The organism is Paenibacillus sp. FSL K6-2441 (assembly GCF_037964765.1).
GTDB lineage: Bacteria > Bacillota > Bacilli > Paenibacillales > Paenibacillaceae > Fontibacillus > Fontibacillus phoenicis.
Map to the genome: position 1 here is coordinate 422,217 of NZ_CP150174.1, position 16,439 is coordinate 438,655.

Below are 16,439 nucleotides of genomic sequence, written 5' to 3' on the forward strand. Positions count from 1 at the left end.
ACTATGAAAGTTTATGAACTGAGAAATCATATCAAATCAATGGTTATTTCTTCTGATTATGACAAAAGTCACCCAATTACATCTGACTTTGATGGAGAATCGAAGCTGTTTAAATGGTCTCCATTTAAAGTTGAAACGGTCAGTAAAAAAAGTTATAAGGATTTTCCTGATTATGTAATTGGAAAACCTGTGATATCAGCTCGTGTCAAAGAAGTAATCGAACCCTTCGTGAGAACAGAAGTTGAATTTTTGCCATTGATGCATGAAGAGTTAGATTTATACATGGTTAATGTTACAAATGTACTAGACTGCGTAGACTGGAAACGGTCAGATTTTGAATCCTTCGAAGATGGTACATTAGCAGGGTTTAATAAACTTGTATTTGATTTTACCAAAATACCTAAGTGGACTTATATTTTTAAGTTTAAAGAACGTGCAACTACAAGAGTATATGTCACCGAAGCCTTTAAAGACTTAATAGAAAGTCATAAGTTCAAAGGCCTGGACTTTTCTGTCGTATTCGATTCGGAATTCACCGAGGAGAAGGAGCAGGAACAGAAGCGGAATTACGAGTTGGCTCTAGAAGAAATTGAACGCAAAAAAGGAGTGGAATTCTCATACGAAGAAGCCAGAGAGCGAGTTGATAAAGGACAGGCTGTTGCTAGTGGAAAATGGAAAATGCAGCTAGATGAGAAAGGGCGATTTTGGCTGGGTGAGTTGACTTTAGATTTGACTTACCAATGGATCATGCCTATCTATACTCCTCCTATATTGCTTAGTTATTTATGGCATGAAGTAGAGAAGTCCGAGATTAAATAATAATTTTATGTGGAGGATTTCTATGAAACGATATTTGAGCATTTCTATATGTTTTGCACTATTTTTGTCCATCTTCTCCCCATGTATGGGGGGGGATGGACGATAGCAACAGCAACAGCATCAGATTCTCCAATTACGACTCATTCACTAATTGGGAATCGACATGTAAGTGGCATATATTATGGGAGTGTGGAACTGAATTTAACTGTACTTAGTTCGGGCCCGGGGGTGTTGAGACTCGGTATAGTTTGAATAATGGCCAGAGTTGGTTAACTTATACAACCCCAGTTATTTTCTCGGAGAAAAGGGTTTATCACGTTCTTTATCAATCGATCGATAATATGGGTAACATCGAAGATCCTAAAGAAGTTAATTTTACGATTAAGCAGGATTATTTTCCACCTGAGACGAGCGTTGAAGTGATAGGTACAAAGGGCGAGAATCTTATTACATTAGCCCGGTGACTATCGGTTTGAATGCAGTTGACGAGCACTCCGCGATTGACTATTCGGAGTACAGTCTTGATGGAGGACAGACATGGAATCGCTATGTTCAACCCTTTCCGATAAAAGATCAAGATAAGACAATCATTTATTATCGTTCTAGAGATATTGACGGTAATATTGAAAAAACGCAGAAATACAAGGTTAATATAGATTTGCTTCCGCCTTCAGATCCTGAATTCGCAATAAGTCCGGAACTTTGGAGCAATTCTAGTTTTGTAGTAACTATTTTTGATGGGGTTGATGATCAAAGTGGTACATGGAAATCACAGTATCGGATTGAAGGTTCGGAAACCTGGCTGGACTATACAGTGCCAGTTACGGTTAGCGGTAGTAGCTTCAAGAAAATCTATGTAAGAACGGTTGATTTAAAAAGACTATACTGTATGGACTGTTAGAGCGGTTGATGAGGAGGGGAACTTTTCGGATCAAAGTATCCCGGCTTCATTGTAAATGAATTACATTAGTTGAAATTGAAATAGTTAATCAGAAAATTGTGTAGTAAAACTGGGTTGTATTCATATCATTTTGAAGAACGCTTGTATTTACAGGCGTTCTTTCTTTTAGTGTGCCACGCATGGCGATTAACTAGGTGGTGAAAGTCCACTGTGGGGGTTTGTAGTTACCAACCACTAGCCAAGAGCAAGGGTGTCCACCGCGAGGTGGAATCCAAAGGAAGCTGGAGGCAAACTTCCGGCCCAAGGAACACGAACATCATCAGGCATAGGATACGGGATGAGTCTGCTAAACAAGACGAAGTCCAATTAACTACACGGACGTACCAATGTAAATGATGTGGGTATATGGAAGGAAAGTGAATCGTCTTACCGTGGGAGGTCTCATGGACGTGAGGAGATGCACTTCGAATCACGGTTGAAACAAGATTTATCATGAGAAGTCAGCAGACGCCATAGTACTGCGAACAGTCGACGGTTCGAGGGAAGGGCTGAACCTTAGGAGGTGAAGTCAATGAAAGTTACCGAAACAGGAGCCAAGGGCAGCCAACTTCCAACGGAAGACTCTCTGCAAAAGAATAGTGCGGAACACGAAGGATATGCGGGAGTGCACAGTCCTGCGAGGATAACCGAAACCGACGACACCAACGCAACCGAGTCGAAGGACCGGTTGCTTGAGAAAATCGTTAGCAGGGACAACTTGAACGAAGCATTCAAGAGAGTCAAAGCGAACAAGGGATCGCACGGAATCGACGGGATGGGAGTAGATGAACTTCTACAATATCTCAGAGACAATGGCGAGACCATCAAGCAACTGATCTTGGGCGGCAAGTACCGCCCGAATCCCGTTCGAAGGGTAGAGATTCCCAAAGAGAACGGAAAGAAGAGAAACCTTGGCATTCCAACAGTGGTTGACCGAGTCATCCAGCAGGCAATCGCCCAAGTGCTTACGCCAATTTATGAGAGGCAGTTTTCAGACAACAGCTACGGATTCCGACCCAAACGGAGCGCACACCACGCGATGAAACGAAGCCAACAATACGTGCAAGAGGGATATCGTTACGTGGTGGATATGGACTTGGAGAAATACTTTGACACCGTCAACCAAAGCAAGCTCATCGAAGTGCTTTCAAGAACGATCAAAGACGGACGAGTGATCTCGCTCATCCATAAGTATCTCCGGGCGGGAGTCGTCGTGAAGCATAAGTTTGAGGACACGGAAATCGGCGTACCGCAGGGAGGGAACCTAAGTCCGATTCTCAGCAATATCATGCTGAATGAATTGGACAAGGAACTGGAAGCAAGAGGACATCGATTCGTGCGATACGCAGACGATATGCTCATATTCTGCCGGAGCAGGAGGAGTGCGGAGCGTACCCTGACGAAAATTCTCCCTTACATCGAGAAGAAGTTGTTTCTCAAGGTAAACCGGGAGAAAACGATCGTGGACGATGCGACAAAAGTTAAATTTCTTGGCTTCTCATTCTACCAGAGCAAAGGGGAAACGCGGGTCAGAATCCATCCCAAATCCGTATCCAAGATGAAAGCTAAAGTGAAAGAGCTAACGTCGAGAAGCAACGGAATGGGCAACACCGACCGGGCGCTGAAGCTTAGGCGTTACATCATGGGATGGGTAAATTATTTCAAGCTTGCTGACATGAAACAACTACTCCAAACCACTGATAAATGGATGAGAAGGCGTATCCGAATGGTCTTCTGGAAGCAATGGAAACGAGTGAGGACGAAACTCGAAAGGCTTATATCGCTCGGAATTCATGAACAGAAGGCGTGGGAATACGCAAACACAAGAAAGGGCTATTGGAGAATCTCCAATAGCCCAATCCTCTCGAAGTCCCTCGGTAACAATAGGCTGAAGAACCTCGGATTCCTTTTCTTTTCTGATTATTATCGACAAGTTACTGCGCATTGCTAATGGAACCGCCGTATACCGAACGGTACGTACGGTGGTGTGGGAGGTCGGCTGCCTAATTAATGGGTAGCCTCCTACCCGATTAAAAATGGTAAAAAAGTATTCAGTTAGTCATCGATTCTAGTTAGGGAGAGTGATACTGTAAATGGAGGATTCGACTTCTATTGGAGTGCTAATGAAGATAGATAAAAACCGTGCCTTGCTCACTGTTAGGTTCTCTTCAGTAGCTAGACAAAATTAGGCTTCCACAGAGGATTCTTCTTGGTCTATCGAGTTCGCTCTGGAGATCAAGGAGAGCGCATTGTTTTCGCTCGAAATGATTCACTAAGTGGAAAACTTCAAAGTGGAGTAAGTAGTAACAAATCCACTCGTTACTGATAATCGATTCCTGCTTCAAATGGCGCTATAATAAGCATGATCATACAAACTAGACAGACAGCATGGGAGAGGAGCGGCGAGGAGCATGTATGGAAATGATGGGGTACTGGATAGGCGGACACTGAAGGCGGCCTTTGACCGGACGGTTTATCAAGTGGTGGGCCACGGAAAACGGAATGTAGAGGTGCTGAAGCAGGCTTTTGCCGAGATCAGCGGCGGGGTAGACAGCGACATGTACGGTACAGGACAAGCGCTGGAAGCCTTCGAAAGGAAAATGGCTGCGGTGCTCGGCAAGGAGTCGGCTGTATTTTTTCCGAGCGGCACGATGGCGCAGCAAATTGCTTTACGGATTTGGTGCGACCGTAAGGGATCGAAACGTGTGGCCTATCATCCTTTATGCCATTTGGAAATTCATGAGGAAGACGGATTAAAGGAACTGCACGGGCTGGAGCCGATTCTCCTGGCGGATAAGGATCGGCTGATTGAGATGGAGGACGTTCGGCAACTGCCGGAGGATGTCTCGTGCCTGCTGCTGGAGCTGCCGCAGCGCGAAATCGGCGGTCAGCTGCCGCCGTTCGCGGAGCTTGAAGCCATTTCCGCCTACTGCCAGGAGCGGGGCATTAAGCTGCATCTGGACGGAGCCCGACTGTTCGAAGTGTTGCCTTACTACGAAAAAACCGCCGCAGAGGTTTGCGCCCTGTTCGACAGCGTCTATATCTCGTTCTACAAAGGCATCGGCGGAATCGCCGGAGCCATATTGGCAGGGGATCCGGAGCTGACGAAGGAATCTAAGGTGTGGAAAAGACGCCATGGCGGGGATCTCATCAGCTTGTATCCTTATTTTCTGAGTGCGGATTACTACTATGAGCAGCGCATAGGAAAGATGGGGATGTATTATCGGCAAGCGCAGGAGCTCTCCAGTCTGTTTAATCAATGTCATCGGATGAAGACCGTCCCGGCGATCCCGGTGTCCAACATGTTCCATGTTCATTCGGACGTTCCCAAGGATCGATTGGAGCCCGTGCTGATTGAGGTATATCGGGAAACCGGGGTTGGCTTAACCTCTTTCGTCAAGGAGAAGGCAGATGGGGGAAGTACCTTTGAAATCAGTATCGGAGATCGCTATAGCGAGGTGCCGGAAGATCGGCTGCAGCTGGCGTTCGAGCTGCTGGATAAGAAGTTGAGAGGACTCTCGTTTTAAACCTGTATCGGTTTGAGATCAGAACACCGTAGGAAGCGACTGGATGTCGCTCCTTACGGTGTTTTTTGCATGTATGCTTCGATAATTCAAGCCTGCCCTCAAAAATGAATGCAAGAGGATGATGTATGCGCTTCCTCGAACAAGGTCGATCCCATTTTCCGACCCATTCGCCTTTTCCTCATCTTTACACTTCTTGAGGCGGGGAGTATGATTCATCCGTAGCAATTTGATATGGCGAAAATACCTGATCGCTGAGTTCTTTCTTTATTTCAGAAAGAAACGGGGGAACCAATGAAACGCGTCCAAAAGGGCGGGTTTCCGGGGTGAATCGCTTGATTTGGCCAACTTGGCCAAACTGCGTAGGGCTGCTTTCGTGCCCGAATCCGTCAGCTAACTCCGTAAGCGTCCGAAAGAGGGAATTGTCGCAGTGATCTGCTTGAACTTTTTAAAGCGGCTGCGGGAAGGTCCAACTTTCCTGCGGCCTTTTTGTGTTGTTCGCTGCAGGAATGGGAAGCCTAAAGGACTACGAGCGGATCAGGATTGAAGGCTATTTTGAGAATGAAAAGAGGATTTCATCATGGTAAGCAAACTGAAGCGGGTACTGATCGGCAGACCGATGAAAAGTACCGAAATTGAAGGAGAAAAGCTAAGCAAACTTAAGGCATTGGCCGTATTGTCGTCGGACGCGTTGTCCTCCGTGGCATACGGTACGGAGCAGATTTTGATCGTCCTGATGGCGGCGGGATTTTCCGCGCTCTGGTATTCGATCCCGATCTCGTTTGCGGTACTTGGGCTTCTGTTGATTCTGATTCTGTCGTACCGCCAGACGATTTTCTCCTATCCGACTGGGGGCGGGGCCTATATCGTAGCGATGGATAACCTGGGGCGGTCAACCGGACTGCTGGCCGGCGGCTCGCTGCTTGTTGATTATATACTGACGGTAGCTGTAAGTTCGTCAGCCGGTACAGATGCCATAACATCCGCATTCCCTATGCTGCATGATCAGCGGGTGCTGATCGCCCTCCTGATGATTACTATACTGACCATCATGAACCTGCGTGGGGTCACGGAATCGGCTTCAATGCTGGCGGTTCCGGTATATCTATTTGTGGCCTCCATCTTCGTCCTGATTGTGTCGGGACTCTACAAGTATTGGACTGGCGGGATTCATGCCAGCGCACCGGAGTTCGGGACGGCCGTATCCAACGTCAGCTTGTTCCTGCTGCTCAAGGCGTTCAGTTCGGGGTGCTCGGCCTTAACGGGGGTTGAGGCGGTGTCCAACGCCATTCCGAACTTCAAGCCGCCGGCGGAGCGGAATGCCGCAACCACGCTGGTGATGATGGGTATCATTCTCTGCACCATGTTTATCGGTATTAGTGCGCTGGCCTATTGGTACGGAATTGCTCCGGATCCGAAGGCCACCGTAATATCTCAAATCGCTGAATCGACCTTTGGGCGCGGGATCTTGTACTACTTGATCCAGGGCATTACAGCATTAATCCTGTTTCTGGCAGCCAATACGGCTTATTCGGCCTTCCCGCTGCTGGCGTTTATGCTCGCCAAAGATAAATACATGCCGCATGCGTTTATGGTGCGCGGTGACCGGCTTGGCTTTTCAAACGGAATTATCTTCCTGGGCGTAGCCTCGGCGCTGCTGGTTCTTGGATTCCACGGCGACACGGAAAGCCTGATTCCGCTCTATGCCGTTGGGGTATTTATTCCGTTCACCTTGTCCCAACTGGGGATGATGGTGCGCTGGATCAAGCGCAAGCCGCAAGGTTGGGTGTTCCGGCTTACGATTAACACGATTGGCATGCTGACGACGCTGGGCATTACGCTCATCTTCATTATCACGAAGTTTTCACATGTCTGGTTCGTATTTATCTTCTTGCCGCTCGTGATGTTTATTTTCTACCAGATCCATCGACATTATATCAATATCGCCGACCAGCTTCGGATTGACATCGATAAAGACAAACCTTGCATAAAGGGCAGCACGATCGTCGTGCCGGTGGCGGGCGTTACCCGTGTCGTGATGAACTCGTTAAGCTACGCCAAATCGCTGACGGATAACGTTGTTGCGGTGTATGTCGGATTTGATGATGAGGACATCGAACGGATGGAGAAGAAGTGGGAGGAATGGAATCCGGGGGTTCGGCTCATTACGCTGCGCTCCAGCTTCCGCAGCATTATCCGGCCGCTGATGAAGTTCATTGATACCGTGGAATGGAAAACGGCGGAGACCGATCACATTACCGTCCTGATTCCTCAGTTTATTCCTCGGCACTGGTGGCAGAATATTTTGCATAATCAGTCGAGCTTGTTGCTTAGAGCTTATTTGTTTAACAAGAAAGATATCGTCATTGCGACTGTACCTTATCATTTGCAAAAATAAGCAAATTCCCCCGAAGCCGTCGCAACGGCTCGGGGGACCTTAGTTTAATTATTGAATTTGATCCAGCAGCTGATAAGCTTCCTGTTTGGTTTTCACCTGCAGCAGCTGTTCGCGGAATGCGTCATCCATCAGCTTGCGGGACAGCATTTGCAGAATTTTTAAATGCTCATTGCCTTTGTTTTCGGCAGGGACAGCGATCATAAAGATCAACTTAGCGGGCGTTCCGTCCGCGCTGCTCCAATCCACGCCTTCCGGCTTGATCCCGAATACGACTCTTGGCTTCAGCACCGCCACCGACTTCCCGTGCGGTACGGCGACGTTCATGCCGATGCCGGTAGAGCTTTCTTGCTCGCGCTTCAGAATCGCCTGCTTGAACTCAGCAGAGGAGGTCAGCACACCTTCAGCGTTCAGCTTTGCAATCATTTCGTCGATGATCCCGTCCCGTGTTGACGCGGACAGGGAAGGCTCAATCAGATCCAAACTGATGATATCCGTCAGCTTGCGAACTGTGCTTTGAGCTTCGGCAGCCGGCACGCTTACCGGGCGGACGTTCTCCGCACGTGGCGTTTCCATGGCTGGAGCCGCCTCGTCCGCAGCGCTCGCTTCGGCGAGCTGAGGCTCGACCTGTTCTTTCTTCAGCAATTTGATCATTAAGGCCGTAACGATGGAACCCGCGATGACGGCCACGAAGAACATGAGGACATTGTCAACGGCGCCAAGTACGGCAACGATTGGACCGCCGTGAGCTACGCGGTCGCCGACGCCGCCCAGCATGGCGATGACGGAACCTGTCATCGAGCCGACCATGATGCTGGGAATAACGCGCAGTGGGTCTTGCGATGCGAACGGAATCGCACCTTCGGTGATCCCGAACAAGCCCATCGTAAAGGCGGCTTTGCCGGATTCCCGTTCGGCATTATGGAACTTGCGTTTGAACAAGAACGTTGCCAGGCCCAGACCGATCGGCGGAATACAGATCGCAACGGCGATCGGACCCATGATTTGATAGTTCCCCTCCGCGATCATCGCGGAGCCGAACATGAACGCTACCTTGTTAACCGGACCGCCCATGTCGAAGGAGATCATGGCGCCCAGAATCAAGGCCAGCAGAATCGAGCTGGCTCCTTGCATGCTGGCAAGCCAGTTGGTCAGCCATTCAAACACTTGGGCGATCGGGCCGCCAAGCAGGTAAATGAAGGCGAGACCTACGATCAGCGAAGAGAGAACCGGGATGATGATGATTGGCATGATTGGATTGATCGCTTTCGGCACCTTCCACTTCTTGATCCAAAGTGCAACGTAACCCGCCAGGAAACCGGCGATGATCCCGCCGATGAAGCCGGCACCGGCTTCACTTCCGTAGAAGCTGCCATTGGCGGCGATGTAACCGCCGATGATCCCGGGAGCGAGACCCGGCCGGTCGGCGATACTAAACGCGATGAACCCGGCTAGCACCGGTACCATAAACGTAAAGGACGCAGATCCCAGCTTCTCGATGGTTTTCCAGAACGAGTCTTCTGGAATTTGCAGGCCGCCCGGCGTAGGTACGCCGCCGATCGAGAGAGCGATGGCGATCAAGAGACCGCCCACGACGATAAACGGAATCATATACGAGACACCGCTCATCAGGTGGCGATAAAAGGCGTTTTGCTGCTTGGCGCCGGTCTGTTTGGCCGGCGTACCTTCATTGTTATCCTGTCCTTGGTATACCGGCACTTCTCCGCGAATCATCTGTTGGATCAGCGCCTCGGGGTTCCGTATGCCTTCCTGCACACCAACAACGAGCAGCTTCTTGCCGACGAACCGGCGTTTGTCTACCGTTTTGTCGGCCGCGATGATGATGCCGTCCGCTTGGCGGATATCTTCCTCCGTGAATTCGTTTTCCACTCCGATCGAGCCTTGGGTCTCGACCTTCATGGCAATACCTAGCTTGTCGGCGGCTTTTTGCAGATTTTCCGCCGCCATGTACGTATGGGCAATCCCGTTGGGACATGAGGTAATCGCCAGTAGTTTCATGGATGTTTCCTCCTGTAATCAAAGATCGAAATCGTTTACATGACTCATCTTATCGCAAAAGGAACGGCGGAAAAGAACTTTATATTACCGGAAGTTGCGGAAAAACTGATTTTTTTCCCTATAAGCAATTGAGCAGCTCCTCGGGAGTCCGTGCCTGCACGAGCCGCTCAACGGTTGAAGGCTGTTCGCTTAGCAAGGACAGGCGCTGGAACAGTTTTTTCGTCATCTCTTGCTCCTGCGGGGCAAGCGCCAGCATAAATACGACGGACACCTTCTCTTCCTGCCATTCCAACGGCTCTTCCAGGGTGGCAACAGCGATCCGCGAGGTGCGAATCAGCTTCGGATCGCCATGGGGATTGCGATGCCGCCGCCGATGGTCGTGGACGAGAGCCGTTCCCGCAGCAAAGCCTGATGCGCGTAATCCGGCTCAACGAACCCCTGCTTGGCGAGCTCGTTCCCTAACAGCTCGATCAGCTCGAATCGATGGCCGATGGTCAGGCGCGGGAAGATGAGCGAAGGCTGCGTGTACATGCCCAGAATCGAGCCAGCGTGTTCGGCGTGACCGGATTCTTGGTCCAACTTGCCGATGAAGTCGGCGATCTTCTGCGTTTCGCCAGTCTCCAGCAGCGGGGATACCGTGATATAGGGGACGTTCACATTCTCCAAAGGAATTGTGGAGATGATAAAGTCAACCGAATGGTGAGCCAAATACCCGGGGAGATCGGCTTTCCGAACGGAATCCAATACATGCAGTTCGGGGAACTTCCGCTCCAGCTTGCTGCGCAAGATCTGCGACATGCCCACCCCCATATGGCAGACAGTCACGATTCGCTTCCTTCCCTCAGCCGGCTGGCTCAGCCGTTCCACAGCGGCCTGAAAATGCAGCGTCAAATAAGCGACCTCCTCTTCAGGAATGGTGAAGGGGTACCCTTCACTTAACTCTCTCGTCGCATAAATCACCATATCAAACATGTAGGGATACATTCTCTTGATATCCTGCAGCATCGGGTTCGATACGGTGAGCCCGTAGCTTAACCGGTTCAACGTTGAATATAAATGAATGCGCAGCCCTTCCATCAAAGCCTCGTCTTGGCCAAAATCCACCCAGGTCAAAGCGGACATCTTCCGGACGAGCGTCTCTGCTAAACCGCGGGCCTCCGCCGTTTCCGCGGATGGACCTGCTCCGGGCTCCGCCGTTTCGATCCGCGCCCGGGATCGGATCTTCCCGCCCAGAATATGAGCGGTCAGATAAGCTACTTCATCCTCCGGGAAGCGCACGGCGAAGAAGCGCTCCAGCTTCCGGATGAAGGCTCCCGTCCAGCGGAACTCCGGCTTCCCGCGGACAAAGACCTTCTCTTGCTCGGAGAAGGTAATCGGCTGTTTCAGTTTCGTTCGTCGAATCATCAGCAGCGTATGAATCAGCAGATTGTCGAACGCTTCATCCGTAAAAGCAAGCTGCGCATCAAGCTCGAGCTGCTTGAGCTCCCGAGTGACGATATCGAGCTCATGGGGAGCAAATCGATCCTTGATGAAGGCTTGGCCTGCTTCGCCGGTGAGTTGGGACAGCTTGGACAACGCCGCGCGCTTATCCCGTTCTTTCCCTTCGATCAAGACGCCGACCTTTTGCTTGGAAACGACGATCAGGTCCCATTTCGCGAGCCAATCCCGCAAAGCGTCCAAGTCTTTTTTGATCACGGTCTTACTGGTGTAGTGCTTGTCGGCCAGCTCTTGGATCGTTACCGGCTTCGTCTCCATCAAGAGCCGGTAGGCCACGGCGATAAGCCGTTCCTCCTCCGTTTCCTGTTCCTTTGGCTTGATGGACCGGGATCGGAGCAGTTCTGCGGTGATTTGGGCTTTGTCCGGCTCGGAAATGTCCAAGGCGACCCCGTATCCGGGCTTGCGGACCAGACGGGCATTTGACGATTGGGTTAAATACTGATCGATTTCATCCAGATCGTTACGTATAGTTTTCTCCGAACAGCCAAAGTGCAAGGCAATATCCCGGATCACCAAGTGGGGCCGGGCATCGGTAAGCAGCATATGTAAAATATCCTTCTGACGGTCGTTCATCGTTTCGCGTCACCCCCTTCATATAAATTATGGGATTAGCATTTCTGGAACAGGTAGATTCGATACGGCCGGGCACCAATCCAGACATCCGCACGTACACTAACCTAGATTCACCTGAATATTGACAAGGAGGGGAATAGGTTTGATCCTACTGCCGCCACAAGATAAGAGTCAACTTGCTCAAATGACGCTGCCTCCGCTTCAAAGGGAAATCGTGCAGGCTCAAGAACGAAGCCCGGTGCCCTATCGTTACGGTTCTTTAGATGAATTGCTGTTCGAACTGGCTCTCCGCAACTCGATCGTCGATTCGGCCTTGGCGCTGAATGGAAGCGGGGCCCAATTTGCCGTCTACCGTAAATCCCGATGCAATGAGCTGTATTGGAACCGCACGGAGGAGGGAGGGTTTCGGCTAAGAAACGGAGTAGCGCCGGCGGATGCCATTCTCGACATTTACCGGAACGGTCCGCTTTATGGCTTCGAATGCTCGATGGCGATGATGATCGTGATGTATAAGGCTGTACTGGATCAGATCGGCAGTCGGGCGTTTAATACGTATTTTACCAACCTGCTTCTTTACGATTGGCAGTATGACAGTGATCTGGGTTTTCGTCAAGGAAGTTTGCGTCTGGGGCCCTATCCCGGAGATATTCTCTATTTCAAAAATCCGGACCATAATCCCGAAACCCCGGAATGGCAAGGGGAGAACGTCATTATGCTGGGCGAAGACCGCTATTATGGCCATGGCATCGGCATCCATTCTTCCGCCGGAATCATCGACGCACTTAATCGGAGAAGAATACCCGGCAGCCGGCGATCGGCGTACTTGCTTGATTTGATCATTTATCCCAATTACGATCATATCCGATCCCTGCGGGGCGTGTATGCCCGGATCGGCAGTACCGTCTATCGCCGTCGCGGCTCCCACAACGAAGCGCATTACACCAATTCCAGCCAAGCCTAAGAACAACAAGGCCTCCCGCAAATTGCAGGAGGCCTTGTTGTTTTTTGCGTTTAAGTTTAGAAGAAAAACGGGAAGAAAAATCTTCTGAAGAAGAAAAACGGATACGGCTGGCGGATAAAGCGGCGGAAGCGGCGCGGATAGCCGTAACCGTAACCAAAGCCACCGTAGGAAGGGTAACCGCCATAAGGGGAACCGAACGCGCGATCATCCATATCTCCCACCGGAACGAGCAGGTACACGTGGTCGTCGTCCATTCCGTCGATGATCCCTTCATACATTCTGCCGTCGTTGCCTTCCATTTGCATGAGGTGGTGATGATATTTTTTACACATTTCCATCATTTGTTTCTTGTGATTGTATCCCATCGGCTCTTGGCTCATCGGGCTTACTTGGCTTGGCGTACCGCCGTAAGGTGAATACATATTAGGCATTTCCATCCATTCCTCCTTTGTTCTTGCTGCAGTATATTCGCGGAGATGGGCATTTGTGCCGCAGGTTCGTGTCCTTCATTTTGCTAGTGATCTGCTTTGTACCGGAATGCGCGCGAATATGCTAAGATGGGGATGCATTGGACCATGGACTCATCAGCACTTAGAAATGTAAACGGATTCATAGCAACCAAAGGAGGCAAGGTTGAACGATGAAACTGATCGTAACAGGAGCGGGGAAGGGACTTGGATTGGAAATCGTTGGGGAAGCATTGCGGCGCGGCCATGAGGTGGCTGCCGGCATGCGCTCGCTGGATACGAACGTGGAAGCGTTGAAGGCACGGCAGGAGGGGGCGCAAGGGAAGCTGACGCTGCTTGAGCTGGATGTCGACGAGGAAGATTCGATTGCTCAAGCGAAGGAGGCCATGGCTGCCAGATGGGGAACGGTGGACGCGCTGATCAACAACGCGGGGATCTTGCTGGCACGGGAGCAGCCGATCGAGCGATTGGAATTCGCGGCGGTGGAGAATACGTTCCGCACCAATCTGTACGGCCCGATGAAGATGGTGAAGCATTTCCTGCCGCTGCTGAAAGAGAGTGATCGGCCCTTGATTCTGAACGTATCCTCGGAGGCCGGATGTTTTGCCGGGGCATATGGCGGCGATTATCCGTATGCGTTGTCCAAGGCCGCACTCAACTATTTTACCGCTCAGCTGCGCAAGGAGCTGGTGCCGCAGGGGTTCAGCGTGTACGCCATGCATCCAGGCTGGATACGGACCCCGATGGGCGGCAGTCAGGCGCCCGGCGATCCGCGGGATTCGGCGCGGGCGATTCTCGACTTGGCCGAAGGGAAGCTGGACGCGGATACCCACGCCGTGATGATTGGTATCGACGGGAAAGCGATGCCGCTGTAATTTCAATGCGCTATAGGCCAAGAAAGGGGCTGCTCCTCCATCATCCACGATGACGGTTGGGTTAGCCCCTTCCTTGCTCCACGGGTTCTTCTTAATCCGTTTCAATCCGAATCGCTTGCGCCTGCGCCTCAATGCATAAAGCCGCCGCTTTAAAGGCATGCTCCTGTGTCATGGCAGTTTCCGTTCCGTTGAGGATATCCAAAATAAATGCGCCGAAATAAGGGTATCCCACTTTCCCGGAGCAGTCATAGTGGAATTCGCCTTCATGATTCACTAAATAGAGATGATTGCCGGAAGCTTCCCGGGCGATGTCGATGTATTTGCGAATTTCGATGTAGCCATCCGTCCCCAAGATGAGGGTGCGGCCGTCGCCCCACGTCCCCAAACCGTCGGGAGTCAGCCAATCCACCCGGAAGTAGAAGGTCGCCCCGTTATCCGCTACCAGCGTTGCATCGCCAAAGTCCTCAAATCGCGGGTATTCCTTGAACTTGTAGTTGGCCACCTTGCTATGCAGCACTTTCGCATCCTTAGCGCCTGCGTAATGCAGGAATTGCTCGATCTGATGGGACCCGATATCGCATAATATCCCGCCGTAACAGTCGGGGTCAAAGAACCATTCCGGCCGGGCCTTGGGATTAGCGCGATGCGGCCCTGTGCCAATGACCTGGACGACCCGCCCGATGGCGCCTTCCTCGATTAGCTGGCCGGCAAACACAGCGCTCTCAACATGCAGGCGTTCCCCGTAATAGATCCCCCATTTAAGACCGGTCTGTTCCGTTTTCCGTCGCGCCTGTTCGACCTGCTCCAACGTCGTAAACGCCGGTTTATCCGCAAAATAATGCTTGCCGTGCTCCATCGCCCGAAGCCCGAGTGCGCATCGTTCCGAAGGAATACAGGCTGCGGCGATCAACCGGATCTGCGGATCCTCCCAAATCTCCTCCTCGGACGCCGCTGCCTTCGCTTGCGGAAACGTATCGACAAACCGCTTCACCTTTTCCGGATCCGGGTCATACACCGCGGCGAGCTCCGCCCCGGCCTCGATCAACCCGTTGCACATTCCGTAGATATGCCCATGATCCAATCCGATCGCCGCAAAGCGAAATTCGCCTGTTCCAACTACCGGATTGAGTTTTCCTTTCGGCGCATAATTCATGCCATCTTGCTCCTTCGTCATGGCGTCTGCCCCTTTCGTGAATTAGCTGTTGCCCCCCGAGGTGATCGTATTGTCGCTGAAGTTTTCGATGCTGGTCTTCTTCTCGTAAAAATAAGTCGCGTTCTGCAATATCCCTTGCCGTGTATAAAAGGGACTATCCGGACCCAACGGCAGTTTCACCGTCTGGCCGGTACTTGCGGATTGGTAAATCGCCGTAATCAGCTCCAGCGTTCTGCGGCCTTGAATGCCATCCACCAGCACGGGTGTCCCATGCTCAATCGCATTCAGCACGTCTTGAATTTGGCCGCGATGACCTTCATACCGAAGCTCAGGTTGCTCATCGTAAGCCTGTTGAATCTTCGCTTCCAGCTCTACGTCCGGCTCAGGGAATCCGTTTGGCTTGGAAACAGAAGCCGCTACTTTCCACGGTGCAGACACACGCGCGTGCTTCCCCTGGAAAATTAACTGCTGCTCCTGGCCGTGATGCACAACGGAGCTGGTGAGCTGGGCCAGCGCCCCGTTGTCGTAGCGGGCGATGGCGATCGAGATGTCCTCCACCTCGGCATTGTCATGGGAGGTGTTGCTCATCACTGCAGTGACCTCCGCCGGCATGCCGTTCATCCATTGAAAAATATCGATATGGTGCACCGCATGGTTCAGCGTGCAGCCGCCGCCTTCCTTCTCCCAGGTGCCTCGCCACCACAGATCATAGTAACAGTGGCCTCTCCACCAATAAGAGTCGACTTGCGCGTGCACGATCGGCCCCATCAGCTTCGTGTCCAACACCTTCTTCAGCTTCATCATAGGGGTCGTGAACCGGTTCTGGGCCACGACGGATAATATTTTTCCGCTCTGCTCCGCGGCTTCGTTCATCCGATCGCATTCCTCCAGCGAGGAGGCCATCGGCTTCTCGACAATCACATGCTTGCCCGCGTTCAAAAAAGCGATCGCCGTCTCCGCGTGAGTATACGGCGGGGTGCACACGGAGACCAGGTCGATGTCGCTGCGCTGGAGCAATTCGGAATAGTTGGCATAGATGTCCGCATCCAACTGAAACTCCTCCGCCCTTTGCCGAGCTTTCTCCGGATAAATATCGCAGATCGCCACGATCCGGCACCGCTCCGGGAATTGCAAATACGCTTGAATATGGGCCGGGGATATCGCACCGGCTCCGATCACTGCTACATGGATCACTCGGGTTCCCTCCTTAGCTTGG

General features: G+C 51.4%; 13 protein-coding genes and 1 riboswitch. Of the genes, 7 read left to right on the forward strand and 6 right to left on the reverse strand.

Annotation, left to right across the window (positions count from 1 at the left end):
• Nucleotides 1-3: 3 nt before the first annotated feature.
• From NSQ80_RS01835 to NSQ80_RS01855, 5 genes are all read left to right on the forward strand, one after another.
• Entirely contained in the window at nucleotides 4-819 is an 816-nt protein-coding gene (locus NSQ80_RS01835; protein WP_339301107.1) for a DUF1629 domain-containing protein, read from the forward strand.
• Between the two features lie 472 nt (nucleotides 820-1,291).
• Nucleotides 1,292-1,720, forward strand: a complete 429-nt coding sequence (locus tag NSQ80_RS01840; protein WP_339301109.1) for a hypothetical protein — start codon at nucleotides 1,292-1,294, stop codon at nucleotides 1,718-1,720.
• Nucleotides 1,721-2,291: 571 nt separating this feature from the next.
• Complete coding sequence (gene ltrA, locus NSQ80_RS01845; RefSeq protein ID WP_339301111.1) at nucleotides 2,292-3,710, forward strand: group II intron reverse transcriptase/maturase; 1,419 nt, start codon at nucleotides 2,292-2,294, stop codon at nucleotides 3,708-3,710.
• 460 nt (nucleotides 3,711-4,170) lie between these two features.
• Entirely contained in the window at nucleotides 4,171-5,286 is a 1,116-nt protein-coding gene (locus NSQ80_RS01850; RefSeq protein ID WP_009223824.1) for a beta-eliminating lyase-related protein, read from the forward strand.
• A gap of 239 nt (nucleotides 5,287-5,525) precedes the next feature.
• Nucleotides 5,526-5,706, forward strand: a riboswitch (cyclic di-AMP (ydaO/yuaA leader).
• A 157-nt stretch (nucleotides 5,707-5,863) separates the two neighbouring features.
• Nucleotides 5,864-7,681 (forward strand): APC family permease, encoded by a 1,818-nt coding sequence (locus NSQ80_RS01855; protein WP_339301113.1) that lies wholly within the window; start codon nucleotides 5,864-5,866, stop codon nucleotides 7,679-7,681.
• Nucleotides 7,682-7,729: 48 nt separating this feature from the next.
• Here the strand turns inward: NSQ80_RS01855 and NSQ80_RS01860 are convergent, their stop codons facing one another.
• From NSQ80_RS01860 to NSQ80_RS01870, 3 genes are all read right to left on the reverse strand, one after another.
• Nucleotides 7,730-9,697 carry a fructose-specific PTS transporter subunit EIIC gene (locus tag NSQ80_RS01860; protein ID WP_009223826.1) on the reverse strand — a complete coding sequence of 656 codons (1,968 nt, stop codon included), beginning with the start codon at nucleotides 9,695-9,697 and terminating at the stop codon, nucleotides 7,730-7,732.
• A 118-nt stretch (nucleotides 9,698-9,815) separates the two neighbouring features.
• Nucleotides 9,816-10,034, reverse strand: a complete 219-nt coding sequence (locus NSQ80_RS01865) for a PTS sugar transporter subunit IIA (protein ID WP_339302150.1) — start codon at nucleotides 10,032-10,034, stop codon at nucleotides 9,816-9,818.
• Nucleotides 10,031-11,767, reverse strand: coding sequence for a PRD domain-containing protein (locus tag NSQ80_RS01870; protein ID WP_339301116.1), 1,737 nt, complete (start codon nucleotides 11,765-11,767; stop codon nucleotides 10,031-10,033). Before NSQ80_RS01870 ends, NSQ80_RS01865 begins: the two co-directional genes overlap by 4 nt.
• Nucleotides 11,768-11,909: 142 nt before the next feature.
• Here NSQ80_RS01870 and NSQ80_RS01875 point away from each other — a divergent pair, with 142 nt between their 5' ends.
• A complete protein-coding gene (locus tag NSQ80_RS01875; RefSeq protein ID WP_339301118.1) occupies nucleotides 11,910-12,728 on the forward strand; it encodes a protein-glutamine gamma-glutamyltransferase in 819 nt (272 codons plus the stop codon).
• Between the two features lie 56 nt (nucleotides 12,729-12,784).
• On the opposite strand, the gene NSQ80_RS01880 is transcribed toward NSQ80_RS01875, so the two are convergent.
• Nucleotides 12,785-13,165: a hypothetical protein gene (locus NSQ80_RS01880; protein WP_339301120.1), complete on the reverse strand. Its 381-nt coding sequence runs from the start codon at nucleotides 13,163-13,165 to the stop codon at nucleotides 12,785-12,787.
• Between the two features lie 203 nt (nucleotides 13,166-13,368).
• Here NSQ80_RS01880 and NSQ80_RS01885 point away from each other — a divergent pair, with 203 nt between their 5' ends.
• Nucleotides 13,369-14,070, forward strand: coding sequence for an SDR family NAD(P)-dependent oxidoreductase (locus NSQ80_RS01885; protein WP_260070088.1), 702 nt, complete (start codon nucleotides 13,369-13,371; stop codon nucleotides 14,068-14,070).
• Nucleotides 14,071-14,161: 91 nt separating this feature from the next.
• Here the strand turns inward: NSQ80_RS01885 and NSQ80_RS01890 are convergent, their stop codons facing one another.
• Nucleotides 14,162-15,244, reverse strand: coding sequence for a Gfo/Idh/MocA family oxidoreductase (locus NSQ80_RS01890; protein WP_339301122.1), 1,083 nt, complete (start codon nucleotides 15,242-15,244; stop codon nucleotides 14,162-14,164).
• A gap of 21 nt (nucleotides 15,245-15,265) precedes the next feature.
• Nucleotides 15,266-16,417, reverse strand: a complete 1,152-nt coding sequence (locus NSQ80_RS01895) for a Gfo/Idh/MocA family oxidoreductase (RefSeq protein WP_009223832.1) — start codon at nucleotides 16,415-16,417, stop codon at nucleotides 15,266-15,268.
• Between the last annotated feature and the right edge of the window lie 22 nt (nucleotides 16,418-16,439).